Annotated in this window: 18 protein-coding genes; 6 read left to right on the forward strand and 12 right to left on the reverse strand. The window is 73.0% G+C overall.

Annotation, left to right across the window (positions count from 1 at the left end; translation table 11 throughout):
* Nucleotides 1–299: 299 nt before the first annotated feature.
* Nucleotides 300–2186, forward strand: coding sequence for an NAD-binding protein (locus tag AC0665_RS14240; RefSeq protein ID WP_478603677.1), 1887 nt, complete (start codon nucleotides 300–302; stop codon nucleotides 2184–2186).
* 449 nt (nucleotides 2187–2635) lie between these two features.
* Here the strand turns inward: AC0665_RS14240 and AC0665_RS14245 are convergent, their stop codons facing one another.
* The gene (locus AC0665_RS14245; protein WP_478603398.1) at nucleotides 2636–4504 is read right to left on the reverse strand and encodes a S9 family peptidase; all 1869 of its coding nucleotides are present in this window, start codon (nucleotides 4502–4504) and stop codon (nucleotides 2636–2638) included.
* Between the two features lie 135 nt (nucleotides 4505–4639).
* Between AC0665_RS14245 and AC0665_RS14250 the strand changes: the two genes are divergently transcribed.
* Complete coding sequence (locus AC0665_RS14250; RefSeq protein WP_478603395.1) at nucleotides 4640–5458, forward strand: SURF1 family protein; 819 nt, start codon at nucleotides 4640–4642, stop codon at nucleotides 5456–5458.
* A 334-nt stretch (nucleotides 5459–5792) separates the two neighbouring features.
* Here AC0665_RS14250 and AC0665_RS14255 read toward each other — a convergent pair whose 3' ends face one another.
* The 4 genes from AC0665_RS14255 to AC0665_RS14270 form a co-directional block, all read right to left on the reverse strand.
* Nucleotides 5793–6830, reverse strand: a complete 1038-nt coding sequence (locus AC0665_RS14255) for a hypothetical protein (RefSeq protein ID WP_478603393.1) — start codon at nucleotides 6828–6830, stop codon at nucleotides 5793–5795.
* Nucleotides 6831–6958: 128 nt separating this feature from the next.
* Nucleotides 6959–7534, reverse strand: coding sequence for a SigE family RNA polymerase sigma factor (locus AC0665_RS14260; protein WP_468408508.1), 576 nt, complete (start codon nucleotides 7532–7534; stop codon nucleotides 6959–6961).
* 522 nt (nucleotides 7535–8056) lie between these two features.
* The gene (locus AC0665_RS14265) at nucleotides 8057–9133 is read right to left on the reverse strand and encodes an aspartate-semialdehyde dehydrogenase (RefSeq protein WP_468408506.1); all 1077 of its coding nucleotides are present in this window, start codon (nucleotides 9131–9133) and stop codon (nucleotides 8057–8059) included.
* A complete protein-coding gene (locus AC0665_RS14270; protein ID WP_356443529.1) occupies nucleotides 9133–10410 on the reverse strand; it encodes an aspartate kinase in 1278 nt (425 codons plus the stop codon). Before AC0665_RS14270 ends, AC0665_RS14265 begins: the two co-directional genes overlap by 1 nt.
* 235 nt (nucleotides 10411–10645) lie before the next feature.
* Between AC0665_RS14270 and AC0665_RS14275 the strand changes: the two genes are divergently transcribed.
* Nucleotides 10646–11338: a response regulator transcription factor gene (locus tag AC0665_RS14275; RefSeq protein ID WP_468634939.1), complete on the forward strand. Its 693-nt coding sequence runs from the start codon at nucleotides 10646–10648 to the stop codon at nucleotides 11336–11338.
* On the forward strand, nucleotides 11335–12693 hold the full coding sequence (locus tag AC0665_RS14280; protein WP_478705089.1) for a sensor histidine kinase: 1359 nt from the start codon (nucleotides 11335–11337) through the stop codon (nucleotides 12691–12693). The genes AC0665_RS14275 and AC0665_RS14280 overlap by 4 nt, the downstream gene beginning before the upstream one ends.
* A gap of 6 nt (nucleotides 12694–12699) precedes the next feature.
* Here AC0665_RS14280 and AC0665_RS14285 read toward each other — a convergent pair whose 3' ends face one another.
* Nucleotides 12700–13224, reverse strand: coding sequence for an SgcJ/EcaC family oxidoreductase (locus AC0665_RS14285; protein WP_478603386.1), 525 nt, complete (start codon nucleotides 13222–13224; stop codon nucleotides 12700–12702).
* A 173-nt stretch (nucleotides 13225–13397) separates the two neighbouring features.
* Between AC0665_RS14285 and AC0665_RS14290 the strand changes: the two genes are divergently transcribed.
* Complete coding sequence (locus tag AC0665_RS14290; RefSeq protein ID WP_478705090.1) at nucleotides 13398–14234, forward strand: PhzF family phenazine biosynthesis protein; 837 nt, start codon at nucleotides 13398–13400, stop codon at nucleotides 14232–14234.
* 57 nt (nucleotides 14235–14291) lie between these two features.
* Here AC0665_RS14290 and AC0665_RS14295 read toward each other — a convergent pair whose 3' ends face one another.
* From AC0665_RS14295 to AC0665_RS14305, 3 genes are all read right to left on the reverse strand, one after another.
* Nucleotides 14292–14951 carry a DUF5063 domain-containing protein gene (locus AC0665_RS14295; RefSeq protein WP_478705091.1) on the reverse strand — a complete coding sequence of 220 codons (660 nt, stop codon included), beginning with the start codon at nucleotides 14949–14951 and terminating at the stop codon, nucleotides 14292–14294.
* Complete coding sequence (gene recR, locus AC0665_RS14300; RefSeq protein WP_003991835.1) at nucleotides 14944–15543, reverse strand: recombination mediator RecR; 600 nt, start codon at nucleotides 15541–15543, stop codon at nucleotides 14944–14946. Before recR ends, AC0665_RS14295 begins: the two co-directional genes overlap by 8 nt.
* A 93-nt stretch (nucleotides 15544–15636) precedes the next feature.
* Nucleotides 15637–15978: a YbaB/EbfC family nucleoid-associated protein gene (locus AC0665_RS14305; protein ID WP_078615225.1), complete on the reverse strand. Its 342-nt coding sequence runs from the start codon at nucleotides 15976–15978 to the stop codon at nucleotides 15637–15639.
* Nucleotides 15979–16254: 276 nt separating this feature from the next.
* Here AC0665_RS14305 and AC0665_RS14310 point away from each other — a divergent pair, with 276 nt between their 5' ends.
* The gene (locus tag AC0665_RS14310; RefSeq protein ID WP_478705092.1) at nucleotides 16255–17013 is read left to right on the forward strand and encodes an SLATT domain-containing protein; all 759 of its coding nucleotides are present in this window, start codon (nucleotides 16255–16257) and stop codon (nucleotides 17011–17013) included.
* Between the two features lie 305 nt (nucleotides 17014–17318).
* Here the strand turns inward: AC0665_RS14310 and AC0665_RS14315 are convergent, their stop codons facing one another.
* From AC0665_RS14315 to AC0665_RS14325, 3 genes are all read right to left on the reverse strand, one after another.
* The gene (locus AC0665_RS14315) at nucleotides 17319–19577 is read right to left on the reverse strand and encodes a serine/threonine-protein kinase (RefSeq protein WP_478705093.1); all 2259 of its coding nucleotides are present in this window, start codon (nucleotides 19575–19577) and stop codon (nucleotides 17319–17321) included.
* Nucleotides 19578–19655: 78 nt separating this feature from the next.
* Nucleotides 19656–20114 carry a MarR family winged helix-turn-helix transcriptional regulator gene (locus AC0665_RS14320; RefSeq protein ID WP_468408492.1) on the reverse strand — a complete coding sequence of 153 codons (459 nt, stop codon included), beginning with the start codon at nucleotides 20112–20114 and terminating at the stop codon, nucleotides 19656–19658.
* Nucleotides 20111–20725, reverse strand: coding sequence for a type 1 glutamine amidotransferase family protein (locus AC0665_RS14325; RefSeq protein ID WP_478508290.1), 615 nt, complete (start codon nucleotides 20723–20725; stop codon nucleotides 20111–20113). Before AC0665_RS14325 ends, AC0665_RS14320 begins: the two co-directional genes overlap by 4 nt.
* Nucleotides 20726–20860: the final 135 nt, after the last annotated feature.

Raw genomic sequence — 20860 nt, forward strand, 5'->3', positions numbered from 1 at the left:
TGCCGGCGCCGTCCGCCGTGGTTTCCCGGTCCCGGGCCGGCTCACCTTCATCGGCCCGGTCCGTCTCGGGCTCCCTGCGCTCGCCGCTGTCTCGCGGCGCGGTCTTCGTCGTGGCCACGGGCCCGGTACCTCCGGTGGTGCGCGAGGGCGTTTTTCTTCCCTCCCCTTGCGTACGGACGACAGGGGACGGGCGTTCAGGCACCACCGTCCCCTTCTGGAACCGGCCGTCCCGGTGAGGCAGTCTTCTCCTCGTGGGGAGCGTTCCGAACCAAGGTCAGCCGAGTGATCCGGCCACGCACATGATCGTGTGCGGTGACGACGGGCTCGCGCACCGGCTGGCCGCCGAACTCCGCGGTGTCTACGCCGAGCAGGTCACACTCGTCGTGCCGCCCTCGGACAGACGCGTGCGCCAGCCCGTGGTCGGGCGGGCCCGGGCCGCCTCGGCCGCGCTGCTGGACCGGGTCGTGAACGCGGCCGTCAACCGGACCGGCGCGAGCGGCGAACCGGCCTCGAACGAGCAGGTCGTGGAGGCCGCCGAGGTCACCGAAGCGGTGCTCACCGAGGTGGGCGCCGACCGGGCGGCGGCGCTGGCGCTCGTCTACGACGACGACGAGACCAACATCCGGGCCGCCCTCACCGCCCGCAGGCTCAACCCGCGTCTGCGTCTCGTACTGCGGCTCTACAACCGGCGGTTGGGCCAGCACATCGAGGAACTGCTGGACCAGACCGCCGCCGTCGCCTCCGGGGACGGTCCCGGCGCGGGTCTCGACGCGTCCACGACGGTGCTGTCCGACGCCGACACGGCCGCGCCCGCCCTGGCTGCCACCGCCCTGGTGGGCACCAGCAAGGTCGTCCAGACGGAAGGGCTGGTGCTGCGTGCGGTGGAGCGGCAGCCGCCCCGGCCGGGCGAGGTGGCCGACCCGGGATTGTGCACGCTGGCGTTGCTGTCCGCGACGAGCAACGACCCGGCCGGAGCCGACGGTTCCGAGGGCAGCGGGGAGCACGGGCCGCAACTCCTGCCGGACGAGGCGGCGGTGGCGTCGGCGACCGGGCGCGGGACGGTGGTCCTGGAGCAGGTGTCGTACTCGGGGCCGTCCCTGCCCGCCGGGAGGGGCGGGGTGCCGCCGCTGGCCTCGCTGTTCTCGCGGCGGCTGCGGTGGTCGCTGGCCGGGCTGGTGGGGTGTGTGCTGGCGCTCGCCGTCGCGTTGACGATCGTGACCGGGGAGCATCCGCTGTACGCCACGTACGTCACGCTGCTCGATCTGTTCGGCATCAACGATCCCGCGTTCCACGAGTCGACCGGGCAGCAGGTGCTGCAACTGCTGTCCGGCCTGGTCGGGTTGCTGCTGCTGCCGGTGCTGCTGGCCGCGGTGCTGGAGGCACTCGGCACGTTCCGCAGCGCGTCCGCCCTGCGCAAGCCGCCGCGGGGGCTCGGCGGGCACGTGGTGCTGCTCGGGCTCGGCAAGATCGGTACACGGGTGCTGACGCGGCTGCGGGAGCTGCACATCCCGGTGGTGTGCGTGGAGTCCGATCCCGACGCCCGGGGCATGGCCACGGCGCGGCGGCTGCGGGTGCCGGTGGTGCTCGGGGACGTCACGCAGGAGGGCGTGCTGGAGGCCGCGAAGATCCACCGTGCGCATGCCCTGCTCGCGTTGACCAGTGCGGACACGACGAATCTGGAGGCCTCGCTGTACGCCCGGTCCCTGCGGCCGGACCTGCGGGTCGTGCTGCGGCTGTACGACGACGACTTCGCGACGGCCGTGTACCGCACGCTGCGGGCCGCGCATCCGCGCGCCCTGACGCGGAGCCGGAGTGTGTCGCATCTGGCCGCCCCCGCGTTCGCCGGGGCGATGATGGGGCGGCAGATCCTCGGGGCGATCCCGGTGGAGCGGCGGGTGCTGCTGTTCGCGGAGCTGGAGGTGGCCGGGCATCCGCAGCTGGAGGGGCGAACCGTGGCGGAGGCCTTCCGGGCCGGGGCCTGGCGGGTGCTGGCGCTCAATACGTCACCTCGCGGCGCGCGGCGGGACGAGCACGTCCCTCCGGGGGAGGAGCGGACTTCGGGGCTGGTGTGGGACCTGCCTTCCACGTATGTGCTGGGGTCCGCCGACCGGGTGGTGCTGGCCGCCACGCGCCGCGGCCTGGCGGAGCTGCTGGGGCGCAGGCGGCGGCAGTGGGCGGGGGCCTGAACGCCGGGGCCTGGCGGAGCTGCCGAGGCGCAAGTGGCCGCAGCGGGCGGGGGCCTGAACGCCGCTCCCCGCCTGAGCCGCTGGGGCTCAGGCGGCGGCAGCGGACGGGAGTCTGAACGCCAGTGCGTGCCGGAGCGGCTGGGGCCCAGGCGGCCCCAACAGGCGGGGCCTGAGCGTCGGCCGGACCTGCCGAAGCTGCCGAAGCTGCCGGAGCTGCTGGAGCTGCCGAGGCGCAGGCTGCGGCAACGGACGGGTACCTGAACACCGGCCCCCGTCGGAGCTGCCGGGCCCAGGCGCCCGCGACGGACGGGTGCGTGAATGCCGGTTCCCGCCGCACGAACGAGTGGCCCCCGTCGTAGCCAGCCAGGCCCGCGCCAGTGGGCCCGCGCCCCGGGGACCGCGCGATCGGCCACCACCCACCCGCGGCCGTCCAGCCCCCGCCTCCCGGGCTACCGGGCGCCCGGCGCCCCCTTGAGGTGTCGTTCCGCGAACTCCAGCTCCAGCCGTACCTGCTTGATCCGCTCGTCCACCACCAGGGAGCCGTGCCCGGCGTCGTAGCGGTAGACCTCGTGGACCGCGTCCCTCGCCTCCAGGCGCTTGACGTAGTTCTCGATCTGGCGGATCGGGCAGCGCGGGTCGTTGACCCCGGCCGAGATGTAGACCGGGGCCGTGACCTTGTCGACGTAGGTGATCGGGGACGACGCCTCGAAGCGGTCGGGGACCTCTTCGGGGGTGCCGCCGAGCAGCGTGCGGTCCATCGCCTTCAGCGCTTCCATCTCGTCGTGGTACGCCGTGACGTAGTCGGCGACGGGGACCGCCGCGATGCCGAGGGTCCACGCGTCGGGCTGGACGCCGAGGCCGAGCAGGGTGAGGTAGCCGCCCCAGGAACCGCCGGTGAGGATCAGGCGCTCGGGGTCGGCGAGGCCGGAGCCGACGGCCCATTCGCGGACCGCGGCGATGTCCTCCAGCTCGATGAGACCGACGCGGTGCTTCAGGGCGTCCGTCCAGGCCCGGCCGTAGCCCGTGGAACCGCGGTAGTTGACACGGATCACCGCGTAGCCGTGATCGACCCAGGCCGCGGGGCCCGCGGCGAAGGAGTCGCTGTCGTGCCAAGTGGGGCCGCCGTGGATGTCGAAGACCGTGGGGAAGGGGCCGGTGGCGCCCGCGGGCTTCTGGACGAGGGCGTGGATGCGGCCTCCCGGGCCCTCCACCCACACGTCCTCCACCGGCACCGAGCCGGGCGACTTCATGCCGGGCGGGTCGAGCACGACGCCGCCCGTGGTGGAGCGGACCGCCGACGGCTCCGCCGACGAGGACCACAGGTACTCCACGCTGCCGTCGGGCCGGGCCGTCGCGCCGGAGACCGTGCCGGGCGGGGTCGGGATCTCCGTCAGGCCGCGGCCGGCCAGGTCGTAGCGGAAGAGCTCGCTGCGGGCCTCGAAGCTGTGCACGATGAGCAGGCCGGTGCCGTCCGGGTACCACTCGGCGCTGACGTCACCCGGCAGCTCCAGCGCCAGGTCCGTCTGCTCGCCGGTGGCCACGTCCCACACCAGGGGCTCCCAGCGGCCGCGGCGCTGGTGGCCGATGAGCAGGCGGGTGTCACCGTCGACGGGGGCGAAGCCGAGGACCTCCAGGCCCAGCTCGCGGGTGCCGCCCTCGGTGTCGTCGAGGTCGGCGACCGCGGTGCCGTCGGGGCGCAGGACGCGCAGCGCCGAGTGCATCGCGTCGCCGTGCTCGGTGTGCTCGACGGCGATCAGCGAGCCGTCGTGGGAGAGGTCACCGACACCGGCCGACTCGCGGTGGCGGTAGATCTCCACCGGCTCCTCGCCGGTGCGCACGAGATGGATGGTCGTGCCGTCCTCGTCCGTGGAGCGGCCCACGACCGCCGTACGGCCGTCGCGGCCGAGGGCGAGGCCTGCCGGGTAGGAAGGCTCCAGGCCGGCCGCGGCCGGTTCGTCCGCGCCGCCCTCGAAGGGCTGGCGGCGCCACACGCCGAACTCGTCGCCGTCCTTGTCGTCGAACCACCAGATCCACGCGCCGTCCGGGGACAGCACGCCGTCGGTCGTGCCGTTCGGCCGGTCCGTGACCTGGCGCTGCTCGCCCGTCGACCGGTCCCAGGCGTACAGCTCGTACGTCCCGGTCGCGTTCGAGACGAACAGGGCGTGGTCCGGCGCGTCCTCCGCCCAGTCGGGCAGGGACACCCGGGGCGCCCGGAAGCGCTTCTCCCAGTCCGGCATCCGCTCCTGCCGCCCCGCCTGTACCGCTTGTTCGTGCTGGTCCCGCTGATCCCGCGCGTCGGACCCGTTGCTCTCAGTCATGGCCCCATACTGCCCGCCCGGGCCGACAATCCGCTGCCGAGGTCCCCAGCCTGTGGATAACCTCCACCGGTCCCGGGCCCGCCGGTTGCCGACCCCGCGGGCCCGAGCTGTCCGACAGCCCCGTACCGTGGGGGTGTGTACCGGTTTCTGCTGACGCCCCGATGGTGGGGGATCAACGTCTTCGTGCTGTTGTCCATCCCCTTCTGCATCTTCATGGGGTCGTGGCAGCTGGGCCGGTTCGAGGACCGGGTGCAGGACCATCGTGACGCGACCGAGCAGGTCTCCGAAGCCCGGCGCGAGGCGCCCCGGCCGCTGAAGGACATGCTGCCGGTGGACAAGGCGACGTCCGGGAAGCTGGTCACCGCGAGCGGGCGCTACGGCAAGCAGCTGCTGGTGCCCGGCCGGGAGCTCGACGGCAAGCAGGGCTTCTACGTGCTGACGCTGCTGCGGACCGGCTCGGGTGAGGCGCTGCCGGTGGTCCGCGGCTGGCTGCCCGGGGCCGCCGACACGGCGAAGGCCCCCGCCCCGCCGGCCGGTGAGGTCACCGTCACGGGAGCGCTCCAGGCGTCGGAGACGCCGGGGGACAACGGGGTCAGCGCGCAGGGCGGGCTGCCTGCCGGGCAGACGTCGGCGATCAGTGCGGCATCGCTGGTGAACCTGGTGCCGTACGACGTGTACGACGCCTGGGTCACGCTGACGAAGGCCGACTCGGGGATGAAGGCGGTGCCGGCCGCCGCGCCGCCGGACTCGGGGCTGGATCTGAAGGCGTTCCAGAACCTGGGCTACACCGCCGAGTGGTTCGCCTTCGTGGGCTTCGTGATCTTCATGTGGTTCCGGCTGCTGCGGCGCGAGGTCGAGTTCGCGCGCGACGCGGAGCTGGGCCTGGTACCGGACGAGGAGCCCGTCGCCGTGGACGCCACCGAAGTGAGCGGCGTGGACGCCGCCGCCAAGTAAGCAGCGTGGGCGCCACCGCCAAGTGAGCGGCATGAACGCCCCACCGCCAAGTGACCAGTACGGACGCCACCGAGCCGAGCAACGTGGTCGCCACCGCCACGTGAGCAGCGTGCGCGCCACCGCCGAGTGAGCGGCATGAACGCGCCACAGCCATGTGACCAGTGCGGACGCCACCAGGCTGAGCGGCGTGAACGCCGCCGCGACCTGAGCGGCGCCCGGGCTCCGGCGAAGTACGCGCCGACCGCCCGCTAGGCGACCCGCACCCCGCGACCACGACTACGCCTAGGACTACGCCTACGCCCTCGCGACCACGACCGCGCCTGCTCCCCCGCTGCTACGCCCCCGCCAGCACGCCCGTCCAGTACACCGTCCCCGCGCACGCGTTGGACACCGTCACCGAGGTTCCGGCCGAGCCGGTGCCCGGGGTGTAGGACACCGCGACGCTGCCGTCGACCGTGCCGTCCTCCGTGGCCAGCTGGGGAACCGCGCCCGTGTCGCCGCCGGTGGACGTGCCGGCCGTGGTCGTCGGGTCCTCCGACGGGGTGGGCTCGGGGCTGGGGTCGGGGCCGCCGACGCTGCCGCCGGGGGTCGGGCAGGTCTCGGAGGGGACCCAGGCGAACTTCACGTCGTAGCCGAGGCCCGGCTGGAGCACCAGTTGGGCGGCCTCCAGGGACGGGTCGGGCAGGAGCCCGGCCGCCGCGTCCCCGGCCGCGTGCCGGACCGCGCCGACCTTGGTGGCGTCGGCAGCGCCTTGCGGCAGCGCGCTCACCGAGCCGGGGCCGGTGACCGTACAGGCCGCGCCGGAGACGTTGACGACGCGGAAGGAGCCGGAGACCGCACCCGTGGAGTCGGGGGCGTTGCTGCTGCCGGAGGCGGGGCCGAGCTGGGCCGGGGTGCACGCCGGAATGCCGGCGGCGGTGGTGGAGGAGGGACCGGTGCCCTGGGAGGAGCCGGTGGAGGCGCCGGATCCCTTGTCCTTGTCCTTCTCCTTCTTGTCGCCCTTCTCCTTGCCCTCGGGCTTGCCGGCGGAGCCTCCCGAGGTGCTCTCGCCGCCGTCCGGGCCCTTGCCCTCGCCCGCGCCGCCCTGGGTCTCGGAGGCGTGCCCGGCGACGGACGGGTTGGCGTCGGAGCCGGTGGCGTTGGAGACGTGGACGAGGGCGGGGACGGCGGTACCGATGAAGAGGGCGGCGGCCGCCATGCCGACGACGGCCTGCCGCTTGCGGGTCCGCCGCTGCGGTACCGCCTTGCGCAGGTAGTCCAGGGTGCCGTCGCGCGGCTCCACTTCCCGCACCGCCTGGTGCAGCATCGTGCGCAGGTCCAGCTCGTCCGAGTCGAACCCGTCGGGGCTCTGGTCGTCGGGGCCGTGGTTCACAGTTCCGTTCCCAGCGTGCGATTGCTTCGGATCTTGCCCGTGTCGCCTTGTCGGCGCCTGCCACCCGTCGAGGCGCTCGGCGGGGTCGGGGCGGTCGCGCCCCTTGCCGCCCGCGCCGTTGCCGTCACTCATACCGGGGCCTCCATGGCGACCCTGAGTGCCGCGATGCCGCGCGAGCCGTACGCCTTGACCGAGCCCAGCGATATGCCGAGCGTCTCGGCGACCTGAGCCTCGGTCATGTCCGCGAAGTAGCGCAGCACCAGCACCTCGCGCTGGCGGCGCTGGAGCCCCTTCATCGCCTTGATGAGGGAGTCGCGCTCCAGCTGGTCGTAGGCGCCTTCCTCGGCGCTGGCCATGTCGGGCATGGGCTTCGACAGCAGCTTCAGGCCGAGGATGCGGCGGCGCAGCGCGGAGCGCGAGAGGTTGACGACGGTCTGGCGCAGGTACGCCAGCGTCTTCTCGGGGTCGCGGACCCGCTTGCGGGCGGAGTGGACACGGATGAACGCCTCCTGGACGACGTCCTCGCAGGAGGCGGTGTCGTCGAGGAGGAGCGCTGCGAGACCCAGCAGCGAGCGGTAGTGCGCGCGGTAGGTCTCGGTGAGGTGATCGACGGTGGTGCCGGCCGCGACGCCGTCCTCCGCGCCGTCGCGCTGACTTGGGATGCGGGTCGGCCGCGCTGCGGGCACGGGCGCGATCACCGGCATGCCACCGGGCGTACCGGACATGCGGGGTCGTAGAGCCGCCGGACGGGGCGGTCGAAGGACCGTGCCGCGTGCCGCGCTGAAGTCGAGTACCTCTGCCACGCCTGTTGGACACGCGTACCCCTGTCAGGGTTGTACGTGCCGGGCAACACTTTCACGCCGACCGTCGCCGTCGACGGTCTACCCGCGTCAGGCAGCACAACCGATGGTGCATCAAATGCCCTCATGCGTCCCGCTCTTCCCCTATGTCCAAATGTGAACGGACGTCCCCACGCCCGGTTCCAGGCGTCCCCACGCCTGATGAAGCGCTCCCACGGCCGAAGGGCGACCGCAAAGACGCTCCCCGCCCTCCGCGCGGTTGCGGAGAGCGGGGAGGTAAATCCTCTGATGCCGGAGCGCTGTGAACAAGTGATCCGGACCATCGACCGGCTCACATGTCGTGCACAGATCCTACAAACCGCCTATGACATCGGCTCGGGGATTCCGGCGCGCGAAACTTCACGAAAACCGGGGGGAACACCGGGTTCACGCCAGTTCGGCCGCGACCAGCTCGGCGATCTGCGCGGTGTTGAGCGCGGAGCCCTTGCGCAGGTTGTCCCCGCACACGAACAGTTCGAGCGCCGTGGGGTCGTCCAGGGCCCGCCGGACCCTGCCGACCCAGGTCGGGTCGGTGCCGACCACGTCGGCGGGGGTGGGGAACTCCCCGGCGGCCGGGTTGTCGAACAGCACGACCCCGGGCGCTGTGGCGAGGATCTCACGGGCCTTGTCGACGGTGACCTCGCCCTCGAAGCGGGCGTGCACGGTCAGGGAGTGCGTGGTGATCACCGGCACCCGGACACAGGTGACGGCCACGGGAAGGCGGGGCAGGGAGAGGATCTTGCGGGATTCGTCCCGCACCTTCAGCTCCTCCGAGGACCAGCCGTCCTCTCGCGCCGTGCCGGCCCAGGGCACGACGTTCAGGGCGACCGGCTCGGGGAACGGCCCGGTGTCGTCCCCGACGGCCCGGCGGACGTCGCCGGGGCTGGTGCCCAGTTCCGTGCCGGCGACGAGGGAGAGCTGCCGGCGCAGGGTCTCCACACCCGCGCGCCCGGCCCCGCTGACGGCCTGGTACGAGGAGGCGACCAGCTCGCGCAGCCCGAACTCGGCGTGCAGCGCGCCCACGGCGACGATCATGGAGAGCGTCGTGCAGCTGGGGTTGGCGACGATGCCCCGCCGGCGCATGCGCACGGCGTGCGGGTTGACCTCGGGCACGACGAGCGGCACGTCCGGGTCCATCCGGAACGCGCCGGAGTTGTCGACGACCACCGCGCCCTTGGCGACGGCGAGGGGCGCCCACTGCTCGGCGACCTCGTCGGGGACGTCGAACAGGGCGACGTCGACCCCGTCGAAGGCCTCCTCGGTGAGCGCCACGACCTCGGTCTCCTCGCCGCGCACGGCCAGCTTGCGGCCGGCCGAGCGCGGGGAGGCGATGAGTCGGATCTCGCCCCAGATGTCCGCCCGCTGGGACAGGATCCGGAGCATGACCGTGCCGACGGCTCCGGTCGCTCCCACCACGGCGAGCGTCGGGCGTGCGGACCGGCCGGTTCGGTCGGGTCCGGCCATCAGCGGCCGGTGCCTCCGTAGACGACGGCCTCGTCGCTGTCGGAGTCGAGTCCGAACGCCGAGTGCACGGCGCGGACGGCCTCGGGCACGTCGTCGGCGCGGGTGACGACCGAGATGCGGATCTCGGAGGTCGAGATCAGCTCGATGTTCACGCCCGCGTCGGACAGGGCCGTGAAGAAGTCGGCCGTGACACCCGGGTTGGTCTTCATGCCGGCGCCGACCAGGGAGATCTTGCCGATCTGGTCGTCGTAGCGCAGGGAGTCGAAGCCGATGCCGGCCTTGTTCTTCTCCAGCGCGTCGATGGCCTTGCGGCCCTCGGTCTTCGGCAGCGTGAAGGAGATGTCCGTCAGGCCCGTGGAGGCGGCGGACACGTTCTGCACGACCATGTCGATGTTGATCTCGGCGTCGGCGATCGTGCGGAAGATCGAGGCCGCCTCGCCCGGCTTGTCCGGCACGCCGACAACCGTGACCTTGGCCTCGGAGGTGTCGTGCGCGACACCGGAGATGAGAGCCTGCTCCACCTGCTTGTCCCCTTGATCGATCGGCTCGCTGCTGACCCACGTGCCCTGCAGCCCGCTGAAGCTGGACCGGACGTGGATCGGGATGTTGTACCGGCGGGCGTACTCCACACAGCGGTGGAGCAGCACCTTCGACCCGGACGCCGCCAGCTCCAGCATGTCCTCGAAGGAGATCCAGTCGATCTTCTTCGCCTTCTTCACCACGCGCGGGTCGGCGGTGAACACGCCGTCCACGTCGGTGTAGATCTCACAGACATCGGCGTCCAGCGCGGCCGCCAGGGCCACCGCCGTGGTGTCCGAGCCGCCGCGGCCGAGCGTGGTGATGTCCTTGGTGTCCTGGGAGACGCCCTGGAACCCGGCCACGATCGCGATGTTGCCCTCGTCGACCGAGGTCTTGATCCGGCCGGGCGTGACGTCGATGATCCGGGCCTTGTTGTGGACCGAGTCGGTGATGACACCCGCCTGGCTGCCGGTGAACGACTGGGCCTCGTGGCCCAGCTTTTTGATCGCCATGGCCAGCAGGGCCATGGAGATCCGCTCTCCGGCGGTCAGCAGCATGTCGAGCTCGCGCCCGGCAGGCATCGGGGAAACCTGCTCGGCGAGATCGATCAGCTCGTCCGTCGTGTCGCCCATCGCGGAAACCACGGCAACCACCTGGTTGCCGTTCTGCTTCGCTTCCACGATCCGCTTGGCGACGCGCTTGATGCCCTCGGCATCGGCTACGGAGGAGCCTCCGTACTTCTGCACGACAAGGCCCACGTGCGCTCCTCGCTCAATCCGTCTCTGTCCGCTCATACGCATTCGTACCGCGGTCGGCTCAGTCTAACGAGCGTCCGAAAAACCCCTCCGCGATATCGCATGGTGAGATCTCGGCCCGCCCGTCCAGAGTGGCTCATGCCCATCTGGGCACGGGCCACGCGAGAAAGTGCCCGGCGTCACAATCGCACGTGGACGCGGTCCTGATCTGGCAACTTTCAAGCACTAGGGTTCGGCTGTGCGCGTACTCCTGGTGGAAGACGATGAACCGGTCGCCCAGTCCCTGCGCCGTGGCCTCACGCGCTACGGCTTCGAGGTGGAGTGGGTCACCACGGGCGAGGCGGCCCTGCGGCACCCGGGCCCCTACGAGGTCGTCCTGCTGGACCTCGGCCTGCCCGACACCGACGGGCTGGACGTCTGCAAGACGCTGCGTGAGCGCGGCGACGTGCCGATCATCGTGATCAGCGCCCGCAGCGACGAGACGGACCGGGTGGTCGGCCTGGAGCTCGGCGCGGACGACTACGTCTCCAAGCCGTTCGGCGTCCGCGAGGTCATCGCGCGGATCAGGGCGGTCATGCGCCGCACCCGGCCCCGCACCCCCGACGCGGCCCCCGACCGCTACGGCACCCGCCTGACCGTCGACCGCAAGGCCGCCCGGGTGCACCTGGACGGCGAGGAGGTCTCCCTCACGCCCAAGGAGTACGACCTGCTGGCCTTCCTCACCGAGGAGCCCGGGGCGCTGATGTCCCGCGAACAGATCATGGAAGCGGTCTGGGACGCGAACTGGTTCGGCCCCACGAAGACGCTGGACGTGCACGTGGCGGCGCTGCGGCGCAAGCTCGCGGGGGCGATCACGATCGAGGCCGTACGCGGGGTGGGATTCCGGCTGGAGATCACGCAGGACACCGGCGGGGACGGCAGCGCCTCATGATCCGCCAGCTCGTCCGCAGCTACGTCCTGCTCGTCGCCGTCGCCATCGCGCTGTTCACCGTGCCGGTGGCGTTCACGCTCACGGACCAGCTGCGCGGCGACACCAGGTCGGCGGTGCTGCGCGAGGCCGGTGCCATGGCCCTGCTGCTGGGCGACGGCCGGGCCGCGTCCTGCCGGGCGCTTCAGGAGATGGCCAAGGCCTACGACGACGAGATCCAGGTGACCCGCACCGCGAGCTGTGCGGCGGACCTGCCGAGGCCGGCCGCGGACGCGGCGCTGTCCAGTGCACTGGAGGAGGGCAGGGCCACGACCGACTGGGGCTCCTCCTTCATCTGGGGCCCCGAGCTGGTGGTCACGGTGCCCGCCCGCGCGTCCGGCACGGACCGGGTCGTCGGCGCCGTACGCATCGTGTACTCGACCGGCGAGATGACCGGCCGCCTGTGGCAGATCTGGGCCTTCCGGGCGGTCCTCGCCGTGCTCGTCCTCGCGGTGGCCGCGCTGCTCGGCGTCGTGGTGGCCCGGCGGCTCACCCGACCGCTGCGCCAGCTCAACGACATGGCCAGCAAGTTCAGCGACGGCGATCTGACCGCCCGCTCCCCCGTGACGGGCCCGCCCGAGACCCAGACCCTGGCACGCACCCTCAACCAGGGCGCCGAACGCCTGGACACCCTGATCGCCGCCCAGCGCATCTTCGTCGCGGACGCCTCCCACCAGCTGCGCACCCCGCTCACGGCGCTGCGCCTGTCCCTGGACAACATCGCCGACGGCGTGGACGACGAGTTCGTACGGGAGGACGTGGAGCAGGCGACGGCGGAGGTCGTGCGGATGAGCCGGCTGGTCAGCGGACTGCTGGTGCTGGCCCGGGCCGAGGCGAAGGTGACGGCGGCCGAGCCGCTGCCGCTGATGGACATCGTGCGGGAGCGGCTCTCCGTGTGGAGGCCGGCCGCCGACGAGCGCGGAGTCACCGTCGCGCTCGGGGGGAGTGCCGACGGCCGGCTGTCTGTGCTGTCCGGTCCCGGTCATCTGGACCAGATGCTGGACAACGTGCTCTCCAACGCCCTGGAGGTCTCACCCGACGGCGGGACGATCACCGTGCGGGTGGAGGCCGGGGGCGATGTGGTGCGGGTGTCGGTCCTGGACGAGGGGCCCGGCATGCCGGACGCCGAGAAGTCCCGCGCCTTCGACCGCTTCTGGCGGGGCCGGGGCCTGACCGGGAAGTCCGGCTCCGGCCTCGGTCTCGCCGTCGTCAGACAACTGGCGACCGACGACGGCGGGACCGTGGCGCTGACGGACGCACCGGGCGGGGGCCTGTGCGTGACGATCACGCTCCGGGCGTCCCACCGGAGCGGCGGCTGACCCGGCTCAGCCCTGCGGCATCTTCGACGAGTGGTGGTTCACGATGAGCCACTTGCCGTTCGGCTGCTTCTCGTAGGCGTAGGTGTAGCGGGCCTTGACGGTGCTCTTCGCACCCGTGTCGTGGTCGGTCAGCGTGAACTCGTAGACACCGGTGTCGATCACGGTGTCCCGGTCCAGGACGTTGACGACGGACTCGATCTTCGTGCCCTTCGGCTTGTTGAGCAGGAAGTGCTCGAAGTAGTCGACGATGCCGGCTCTGTCGGTGCGGACCTGGTTGGAGACGGTGGGCAGCAGGACGGCGTCCTTGGCGTACAGGTCGGCGACCTTCTTCGGGTCACCGGTCTGCAGCGCGGCGTTCCAGTCGTCGAACAGTCCGAGCACCTGCGCCTTGGTCACCGGCTCGGCGTGCTTCTCGCCCTTGCTCCGGGAGTCGGCTCCGGCCACTCCGGTGCCGAGGGCGAAGGAGCCGGCGGCCAGGACCGCGGTGGCGGTGGCGACGGCTATGTGCCGGCGGGCGGGGCGACGGTTCATAACATCTCCTGGGACATCGGGGGGAGTTGGACTGCCTCCGCGTGCTCCGCGGTGGAAGTGACTCCAGCCTCGCGTCCCCCCGGTCAGGGGCCGTACAGCCGTCGTACAGGGCTCGTACAAGGAGCCGCCAAAATCGCGCGGCGCGACCGGCGGCCGGGCGCTACGGTCGGGCCATGGAGACCTTGCGCTACGTCGCGTTCAGCTCGGATCCCGAGGGTGGCAACCCGGCCGGGGTGGTGCTCGACGCGAGCGGCGCCGACGACGCGGCGATGCTGGCGACGGCGGCCGAAGTGGGCTATTCCGAGACGGCGTTCGTGCGGGAGGCCGGCGAAGGATCCCTGGACATGAGGTACTTCAGCCCGCTCGCCGAGGTGCCGTTCTGCGGCCACGCGACGATCGCGACCGCTGTCGCCCACGCCGAGCGCCACGGCACCGGACGGCTGCTGCTGCGCACGGCGGCGGGCCCGGTCACCGTCAGCACGGACCGGGCGGCGGACGGCGCCCTCGTGGCGACCCTGGTGAGCGTCCCGCCGCGCACGGTCCCGCTCGACGAGGGCGACCTCGCCGAACTGCTGGCGATCCTCGGCTGGTCCGCGGAGGACCTGGACCCGGCACTGCCGCCCCGGGTGGCCTTCGCCGGGGCCTGGCACCCGGTCCTCGCCACCGCGAGCCGGGAGCGGCTGGCGGACCTGGCCTACGACATGCCCACGCTCGCGGCCCTCATGGCCGACCGGGACTGGACCACGATCGACCTGGTCCACCGCCAGTCACCCACCGTCTACCACGCCCGCAACCCCTTCCCGCCCGGCGGCGTCGTCGAGGACCCGGCGACGGGAGCGGCGGCGGCCGCGTTCGGCGGCTACCTGCGGGAGCTCGGACTCGTGCCGGTCCCCGCGAAGTTGACGGTCCATCAGGGCGTGGACATGGGACGGCCGAGCACCATCACGGTGACGGTGCCGGCGCAGGCGGGCAGCGGAATCGGCGTCACCGGCACGGCCGTCCGGATCTGACCGGCGTCCGGAGCCAGCCGGGCGTCCGGATCCGGCCGGGTGTCCGGATCCGGCCGGCTACGTGGCCGGGCGCAGCCCCAGCGGGCCCGCGATCTCCTCCGCCATCACCCGGCCCGCCTCGATCTCCAGGGTGTCGTCGCCCATGCTCTGGTCCGTGTCCAGGCCGTCCAGTTCGGCCAGGGGCTGGTTGAGGCGGACGTGGGCGAGGACCGACTGGAGGGCACGCAGGGTGGCCGACGCGGTGGAGCCCCAGTTGGAGAAGTAGGAGAACTGCCACCACCACAGGGCCTCGCTGGTGCGGCCCGCGCGGTAGTGGGACATGCCGTGGCGCAGGTCGGCGATGACGTCGGCCAGGTCGTCCGAGATCCGGGCCGGGACGGGCGCCTTGCGGGGCTCGTAGGGGTCGAAGACCTCGGAGTAGACGTCGATCGGGTCCAGCAGACGGGCCAGGTTCTCGCGGAGCGCGTCGACGTCCGGCTCGGGGCCCGAGTCCGGTTCGTAGCGCTCGTCGGGCACGATGTCCTCGTGCGCGCCGAGCCGGCCGCCGGCCAGGAGGAGCTGGGAGACCTCCAGGAGGAGGAAGGGCACGGCCGATTCCGGCTCGTCGCCCTTGGCGACCTCCGTGACGGCGACCAGGAAGCTCTCGATCTGGTCCGCGATCTGGACCGCGAAATCGTCCGGGTTCTGGTCGGTCGCGTGCAGCGTGGCGTCAGACATCTAGGAGTCGTCTCCCCTCGAAGGCGCGGCCGAGTGTGACCTCGTCCGCGTATTCCAGGTCCCCACCCACCGGGAGGCCGCTGGCCAGGCGGGTGACCTTCAGGCCCATGGGCTTGATCATGCGGGCGAGGTACGTCGCTGTCGCCTCGCCCTCCAGATTCGGGTCCGTGGCCAGGATGAGTTCCGTGACCGTGCCGTCGGCCAGGCGGGCCAGGAGTTCCCTGATGCGCAGGTCGTCCGGGCCGACGCCGTCGATCGGGCTGATCGCGCCGCCCAGGACGTGGTAGCGGCCCCGGAACTCACGGGTGCGCTCGATCGCCACGACGTCCTTGGGCTCCTCGACCACGCAGATGACGGCCGGGTCGCGGCGGGTGTCGCGGCAGATGTTGCACAGCTCCTCCTGCGCGACGTTGCCGCAGGTCGCGCAGAAGCGGACCTTCGCCTTGACCTCCATCAGCGCCTGCGCGAGCCGCCGCACGTCCGTCGGCTCGGCCTGGAGGATGTGGAAGGCGATCCGCTGGGCGCTCTTCGGACCGACGCCGGGCAGCCGTCCCAGCTCGTCGATCAGGTCCTGGACCACGCCTTCGTACAACGGATTGCCTTCCTGGGTCTTACGGGGCGGTGCGCACCGTCCCGTACGTACCGTAGTTGTCTGCCGCCTCTGCGAGGAAGGCGGTGCGCCGGGTCAGAACGGCAGGCCGGGGATCCCGCCGCCGCCGAGGCCCTGCGCGAGGGGGCCCAGCTTCTGCTGCTGGAGCGTCTGCGCGTTCTCGTTGGCCGCCTGGACGGCCGCCACGACGAGGTCGGCGAGGGTCTCGGTGTCCTCTGGGTCCACCGCCTTCGGGTCGATCTTCAGGGCGCGCAGCTCGCCGGCGCCGGTGACGGTGGCCGTCACCAGACCGCCGCCCGCCTGCCCGTCGACCTCCGTCTGCGCCAGTTCCTCCTGCGCCTGTGCCAGGTCCTGCTGCATCTTCTGGGCCTGCTGGAGCAGCTGCTGCATGTTGGGCTGGCCACCACCGGGGATCACGATCAGCTCCTTGCTCGGTACGGGTTTTCCCGTTCGGCACGAGCCTACGTGGTCGGGGCTGCCGTCGCCCCAGCACTCTTTCGAGTGAGTCCGTCTCGCGGCCTATACCTGATCAAGGAATACTTCCGGGCGGAAAAGCGGCGAAAGCCACGTCTTCGCCACCCGTTGGGGGGTAGGAAGGGTCGGGCGCGTTCGGGAGGCGGGCTTTCGTCCATCGCGCAGCGTGATCGGTGAGTGAACCGTACGTGGTCATTCGTGGTCAGTGAGGAGTGCCGGGTGGGTCAGCCGGAGATGCAGCCCGAGGGGCCGCCTCAGGACGGGCGGGGCGAGCAGACGGCGGCCGGGCTGCGGCCCGGCGATCTGACCGGGCGGGTCTTCCCGCTCGGGGACTGGGGCGAGCCGGCGGTCCGGCTGGACGAGCTGTACCGGTGGGTGGAGCGGGGGGCGCTGCGGACGGCGGCCTGGTATCTCGTGGACCGGGTGTGGAAGCGGCGGTGCGCGCGGGTGCTGCGCTGCGGGGCGGCGACCGGGGCGGTCACCGGGGTCGCGCTGCCCGTGCTGGACCTGACCGGTGTCGCGGGCGGGACCGCGCCCTGGGGGTGCCTGGCGCTGCTGGCGGGGGCGGCGTGCGTGGCCGTCGACCGGTACTTCGGCGTGACGTCCGGGTGGATGCGGGACGTGGCCACCGCCCAGGCCGTGCAGCGGCGGCTCCAGGCGTTGCAGTTCGACTGGGCGGCGGAGAGCGTGCGGGAGGTGCTGGGACCGGCGGAGGGCACGGCCGGCGAGGCCGCCGAGCGGTGCCTGGGGGTGCTGCGGAGGTTCTCCGAGGACGTGACGGAGCTGGTGCGGGTGGAGACGGCGGACTGGATGGGCGAGTTCCGGTCCGGGGGTACCGCGCCGGTGGGTCTGCAGGCGGTGACGTTCCCCGGGCCGGGGCGTGGGACCGAGGTGGGGGTGAACGGGCGGTTCGCCGTGCCCCCGGCGGGGGGCACGCGGCCGAACATGCCCCGGCAGCGACCGCCCGAGCCGCGGTGAGGGGAGCCGGCGGCCCTCCGTCCGCCGCCGCGGCGAAACTGCGGCCCTATGGTTCGTCAGCCTCACGTCGTCGTTGACCACGAGCGCGAAGACGGACACCGCCACCCGGTTTGCCCGCAGTTCGGGCAGACCGGCCGGCTTGGGGCCGTCCGACAGCGCCACGACCGGCGGGGAGCCCTCGGAGTCCCGTTTCGCCCGGTCGCCGGCGGCCGTCCGGTCACCGTACGGCCGTGCGAGCATCCATCCTGTTGTCGTCGGCCGGAATTCGCCGGACGTTCAACGGCCCCGGCGCCAGGTCCAGTTGGTCACTGCCTCGTGTACGTCAGCCGCTCCCCGCTGCTGGTGTTCACGCGCTCCAGCGTGCCGTCCGACAGGAGGGTCACCTCGGTGGCCGCGCCCGGGGTGCAGGCGGTGCGGGGCTGTCCGACCTTCACGGTGGTCGGGCCGATGCTCAGCGCGCCGTCGGTGCCGGGTTCCGCGGTCAACCGCCCCTCGAAGACGCAGTGGTAGGTGCCGCCGTCCTTGGTCGGGCCGTCGGCCACGAGGGACAGGACCGTGTCGCCCGGTTCGCCCTGCTGGAGGGTGAGCGAACGGCTGTGCTCGCCGTCGGCGTTGTCGATGGCCGTGGTCCAGGTGCCGAGGTACCCGGTCGGGATCGTGCCGTCCGCCGGGGAGGGGGAGGCGTCCTGCGAGGTCGTCGGGGACGGGCCCGGCGTGGTCGGCGGCGCGCTCGTGCCCTGCGTGGGATCGGGGCCGCCGTCGGCCCGGTCGTCGCCACCGCCCTGCATCAGCGCGTACACGGACCCGCCCGCGGCGAGCGCCACGACCAGGGCGATCACCACGAGCAGCACGGTGGAACGGCCGTCTCTCCCCCGCTGCGGCTGCGGGGGACCGTACGGCGGGGTCGTGCCGTACGGCGGCGGGCCGTAGGGCGGGGTGGAGCCGAGGCCGCCGTAGGCGGGGTGGGGCTGGGGGTGCTGCTGGGGGTAGCCGTAGGCGGGGTACGGGGGCGCGGGCGTCTGCATCCGCGGGTGGGACGGGGCGGCGGCGCCCGGCAGTCGCCCGGGCGCCGGGGGCACGCTCTGCCCCGCGACCATGGTGGGCAGATGGTTCACCGACGGCCCCTCCCCCGGCAGACCCGGCGGGGGCGGCGTCGTGGGGCGCGGCGAGGACTCGTCGGCGGCGGGAGCGTGCTCGGGGGTGGGGCCGGGTCCGCCGGAGGGGGCGGACGGTACGGCGCCGGGGCCGGGGGCCCCGGCGGCGGCCGGGGGTGTCACGGCACCCGGGCTCCCGTAGGAGGCCGACGGTGTCACGGCACCCGAGCCGGGAGCGTCGGCGGGGACCGGCGGTGTGGCAGGGCCGGGACCGGCGGCCCCGGCGGAGCCCGGCGGTACGGCAGAACCAGGACCGGCGGCCCCCGCAGAGCCCGGCGGCACGGCAGAACCAGAACCGGCGGCCCCCGCAGAGCCCGGCGGTACGGCAGAACCAGGACCGGCGGCCCCCGCAGAGCCCGGCGGTGTGGAGGCGTCAGGGGCGGGCCGGCCGGTGGGCTGTGCTCCGGGGCGCTCGCCGCCCCCGTGGCCGGAGGCCGACCCCGCGGGAGAGCCGGCCCCCTCCGGCTCCTCCGCGTCCAGCAACCGCACCGCGTGCCGCCCCAGTTGGGCGACGAGGGCGCTCGGCAGCCACGGATCGAGGGCGCGGCCGTCCGCGACGGTGTCGTCCGCGCCCGTGCGTTCCAGGACGCGGTCGAGGGAGGGCCGGGCGGCGGGGTCCTTGCGCAGGCAGTCCCGGACCAGGTCGGCGATGCCCTCGGGCACGCCTGTCAGGTCCGGTTCCTCCTGGGCGATGCGGAACATCAGGGCGTGCACACCGCTGTTGGCGGTGCCGAAGGGCAGGGCGCCGGTCGCGGCGTAGGCGAGGACCGAACCGAGGCAGAAGACGTCGCACGCCGGGGTGATGCGATCGCCCCGCACCTGCTCGGGCGCCATGAAACCGGGGGATCCGACGAGCGCGCCGGTGCGCGTGAGCCCGCCGTCCGTCACGGTCTCCAGCGCGCGGGCGATGCCGAAGTCGATGACGCGCGGGCCGTCGATGGTGACCAGCACGTTGGACGGCTTGAGGTCGCGGTGGACGATCCCGGCGGCGTGGATGTCCTTGAGCGCGTGCGCGAGCCCGGCCGCGAGGATGCGGACCGTCCGCTCGGGCAGGGCACCATGATCGCGCCCGACGACCTGCTGGAGGCTCGGCCCGGCGACGTACCCGGTGGCGACCCACGGCACGGCGGCCTCGGTGTCGGCGTCCAGCACCGGCGCCGTCCAGTACCCGCCGACCCGCCGCGCGGCCCGCACCTCCTGCCGGAACCGCTCCCGGAACTCCTCCTGCGCGGCGAGTTCCTCACGGACCAGCTTCACGGCGACCGTGCGGCCCCGCTCGGAGCGGGCCAGATAGACGTGCCCCATACCCCCCGCACCGAGCCGCGCCAGCAGCCGGTAGGCGCCAATACTCCCCCAGTGCTCAACGCCTGGGGGCACCCCCAGCGGATCCCCGGGCCCCAGCTTCTCCATCGCTCAGCCGCCTTCCCCCGTACGTGAGCAACAGATCGAGAATAGTGGCGGGCCGGAGCAGGGCGACCTGGCCGACGTCTACGGTTCCGTAACAGGCGGACCTGCCTGGTCCAGCACCTTGGACAGCCGTTCCAGCATCCGTACCGCCTCCGCCAGCTCCGTCTCCCCGAACGCCTCGGCCAGCCGGTCGGCGAAGGCCGCGTGCCCGGGGTCGATCCGGGCGACGGCCGCGCGGCCCTCATCGGTCGGCGCGAGGAGCTTGGCGCGGCGGTGGGCCGGGTTCGGCCGGTACTCCGCGAGGCCCCGCTCCACCAGCAGGTCGGCGACGCGCTGGACGCTCTGCCGGGTGATGCCCATGGCGCGGGCGATGCCGGACACCGGCAGCGGTTCGCCGAGGACCGCGCCGAGCACCTGCCACCAGGCGGCGGTGAGCCCGGCGGGCCGGGCCAGCTCCTCCGCGACGGCGAGGAACTGGCCGTTGAGCCGGAACACCCCGAGCGCGCTGCGGCTGAGCAGGTCCTGACGCTCGCGACTCACAGGGCGCCGGCCTTCTCCAGCACCCCGTAGGCCGCCGGGTCGGAGTCGTGGAACAGCCGGTACCAGGCGTCCAGCACCTCGCCCTCGTAGACCCCGAGCAGCCGGAGGATCTCCCGGGCGAACGCGACGGGCTCGGTCGGGCCGGCGGTGACCAGCCCGCCGTCGGTGACGGCGTCGGCCTCGACGTAGCGTCCGCCGCCCGCGTAGCCGGTCGCGGCCAGGTAGAAGGAGACGGCGCTGGTGTGGTCGCGGTCGTCGAGCAGGCCCTCGCGGGCGAGCCCGGCGGTGGCGCCGCAGATGGCGGCGACCGGGACGCCCGCGTCCAGGAAGGCCCGGGCGGTGCGGGCGAAGGGGGCGAGGTCGTCCGAGGTGTCCCAGAGGTCGGCGCCCGGGAGGATCAGCAGCGCGCTGTCCTCGGGGCGCAGGTCCTCCAGTGCCAGGTCGGGCTGGATGCGCAGGCCGCCGAGGCTCCGCACGGGGGTCGTGGCCGGGCCGACGGTGCGGATCTCGTGGCCGGCGCGGGCGAGCTGGGCCGTGGCGTGGCCGGTCTCCCAGTCGGCGAGGGTGTCGTAGACGGCGAGATGGACGGGCTTGCCGGTGGTGGCGTTCATGGCTCCTCCTCGGTCCCGTGCGTTTATGACAGCATTCTGTCGACTGGGCAGCATGCTGTCAAGATGCCTTGTCCCGCGTGGACAACCTGTCGCGGAATGCCGCCGACGCCAGACAGGCCGCCGATTTCACCGCCC

This window comes from Streptomyces sp. NPDC043685 (assembly GCF_056436585.1).

Bases quoted from the DNA above. Each gene is read 5' to 3' on its own strand.
- AC0665_RS14240 (WP_478603677.1), top strand. From the start codon at position 300: ATGATCGTGTGCGGTGACGACGGGCTCGCGCACCGGCTGGCCGCCGAA.
- AC0665_RS14245 (WP_478603398.1), bottom strand. From the start codon at position 4,504: ATGACTGAGAGCAACGGGTCCGACGCGCGGGATCAGCGGGACCAGCAC.
- AC0665_RS14260 (WP_468408508.1), bottom strand. From the start codon at position 7,534: ATGCCGGTGATCGCGCCCGTGCCCGCAGCGCGGCCGACCCGCATCCCA.
- AC0665_RS14265 (WP_468408506.1), bottom strand. From the start codon at position 9,133: ATGGCCGGACCCGACCGAACCGGCCGGTCCGCACGCCCGACGCTCGCC.
- AC0665_RS14280 (WP_478705089.1), top strand. From the start codon at position 11,335: ATGATCCGCCAGCTCGTCCGCAGCTACGTCCTGCTCGTCGCCGTCGCC.
- AC0665_RS14285 (WP_478603386.1), bottom strand. From the start codon at position 13,224: ATGAACCGTCGCCCCGCCCGCCGGCACATAGCCGTCGCCACCGCCACC.
- AC0665_RS14290 (WP_478705090.1), top strand. From the start codon at position 13,398: ATGGAGACCTTGCGCTACGTCGCGTTCAGCTCGGATCCCGAGGGTGGC.
- AC0665_RS14295 (WP_478705091.1), bottom strand. From the start codon at position 14,951: ATGTCTGACGCCACGCTGCACGCGACCGACCAGAACCCGGACGATTTC.
- AC0665_RS14315 (WP_478705093.1), bottom strand. From the start codon at position 19,577: ATGGAGAAGCTGGGGCCCGGGGATCCGCTGGGGGTGCCCCCAGGCGTT.
- AC0665_RS14325 (WP_478508290.1), bottom strand. From the start codon at position 20,725: ATGAACGCCACCACCGGCAAGCCCGTCCATCTCGCCGTCTACGACACC.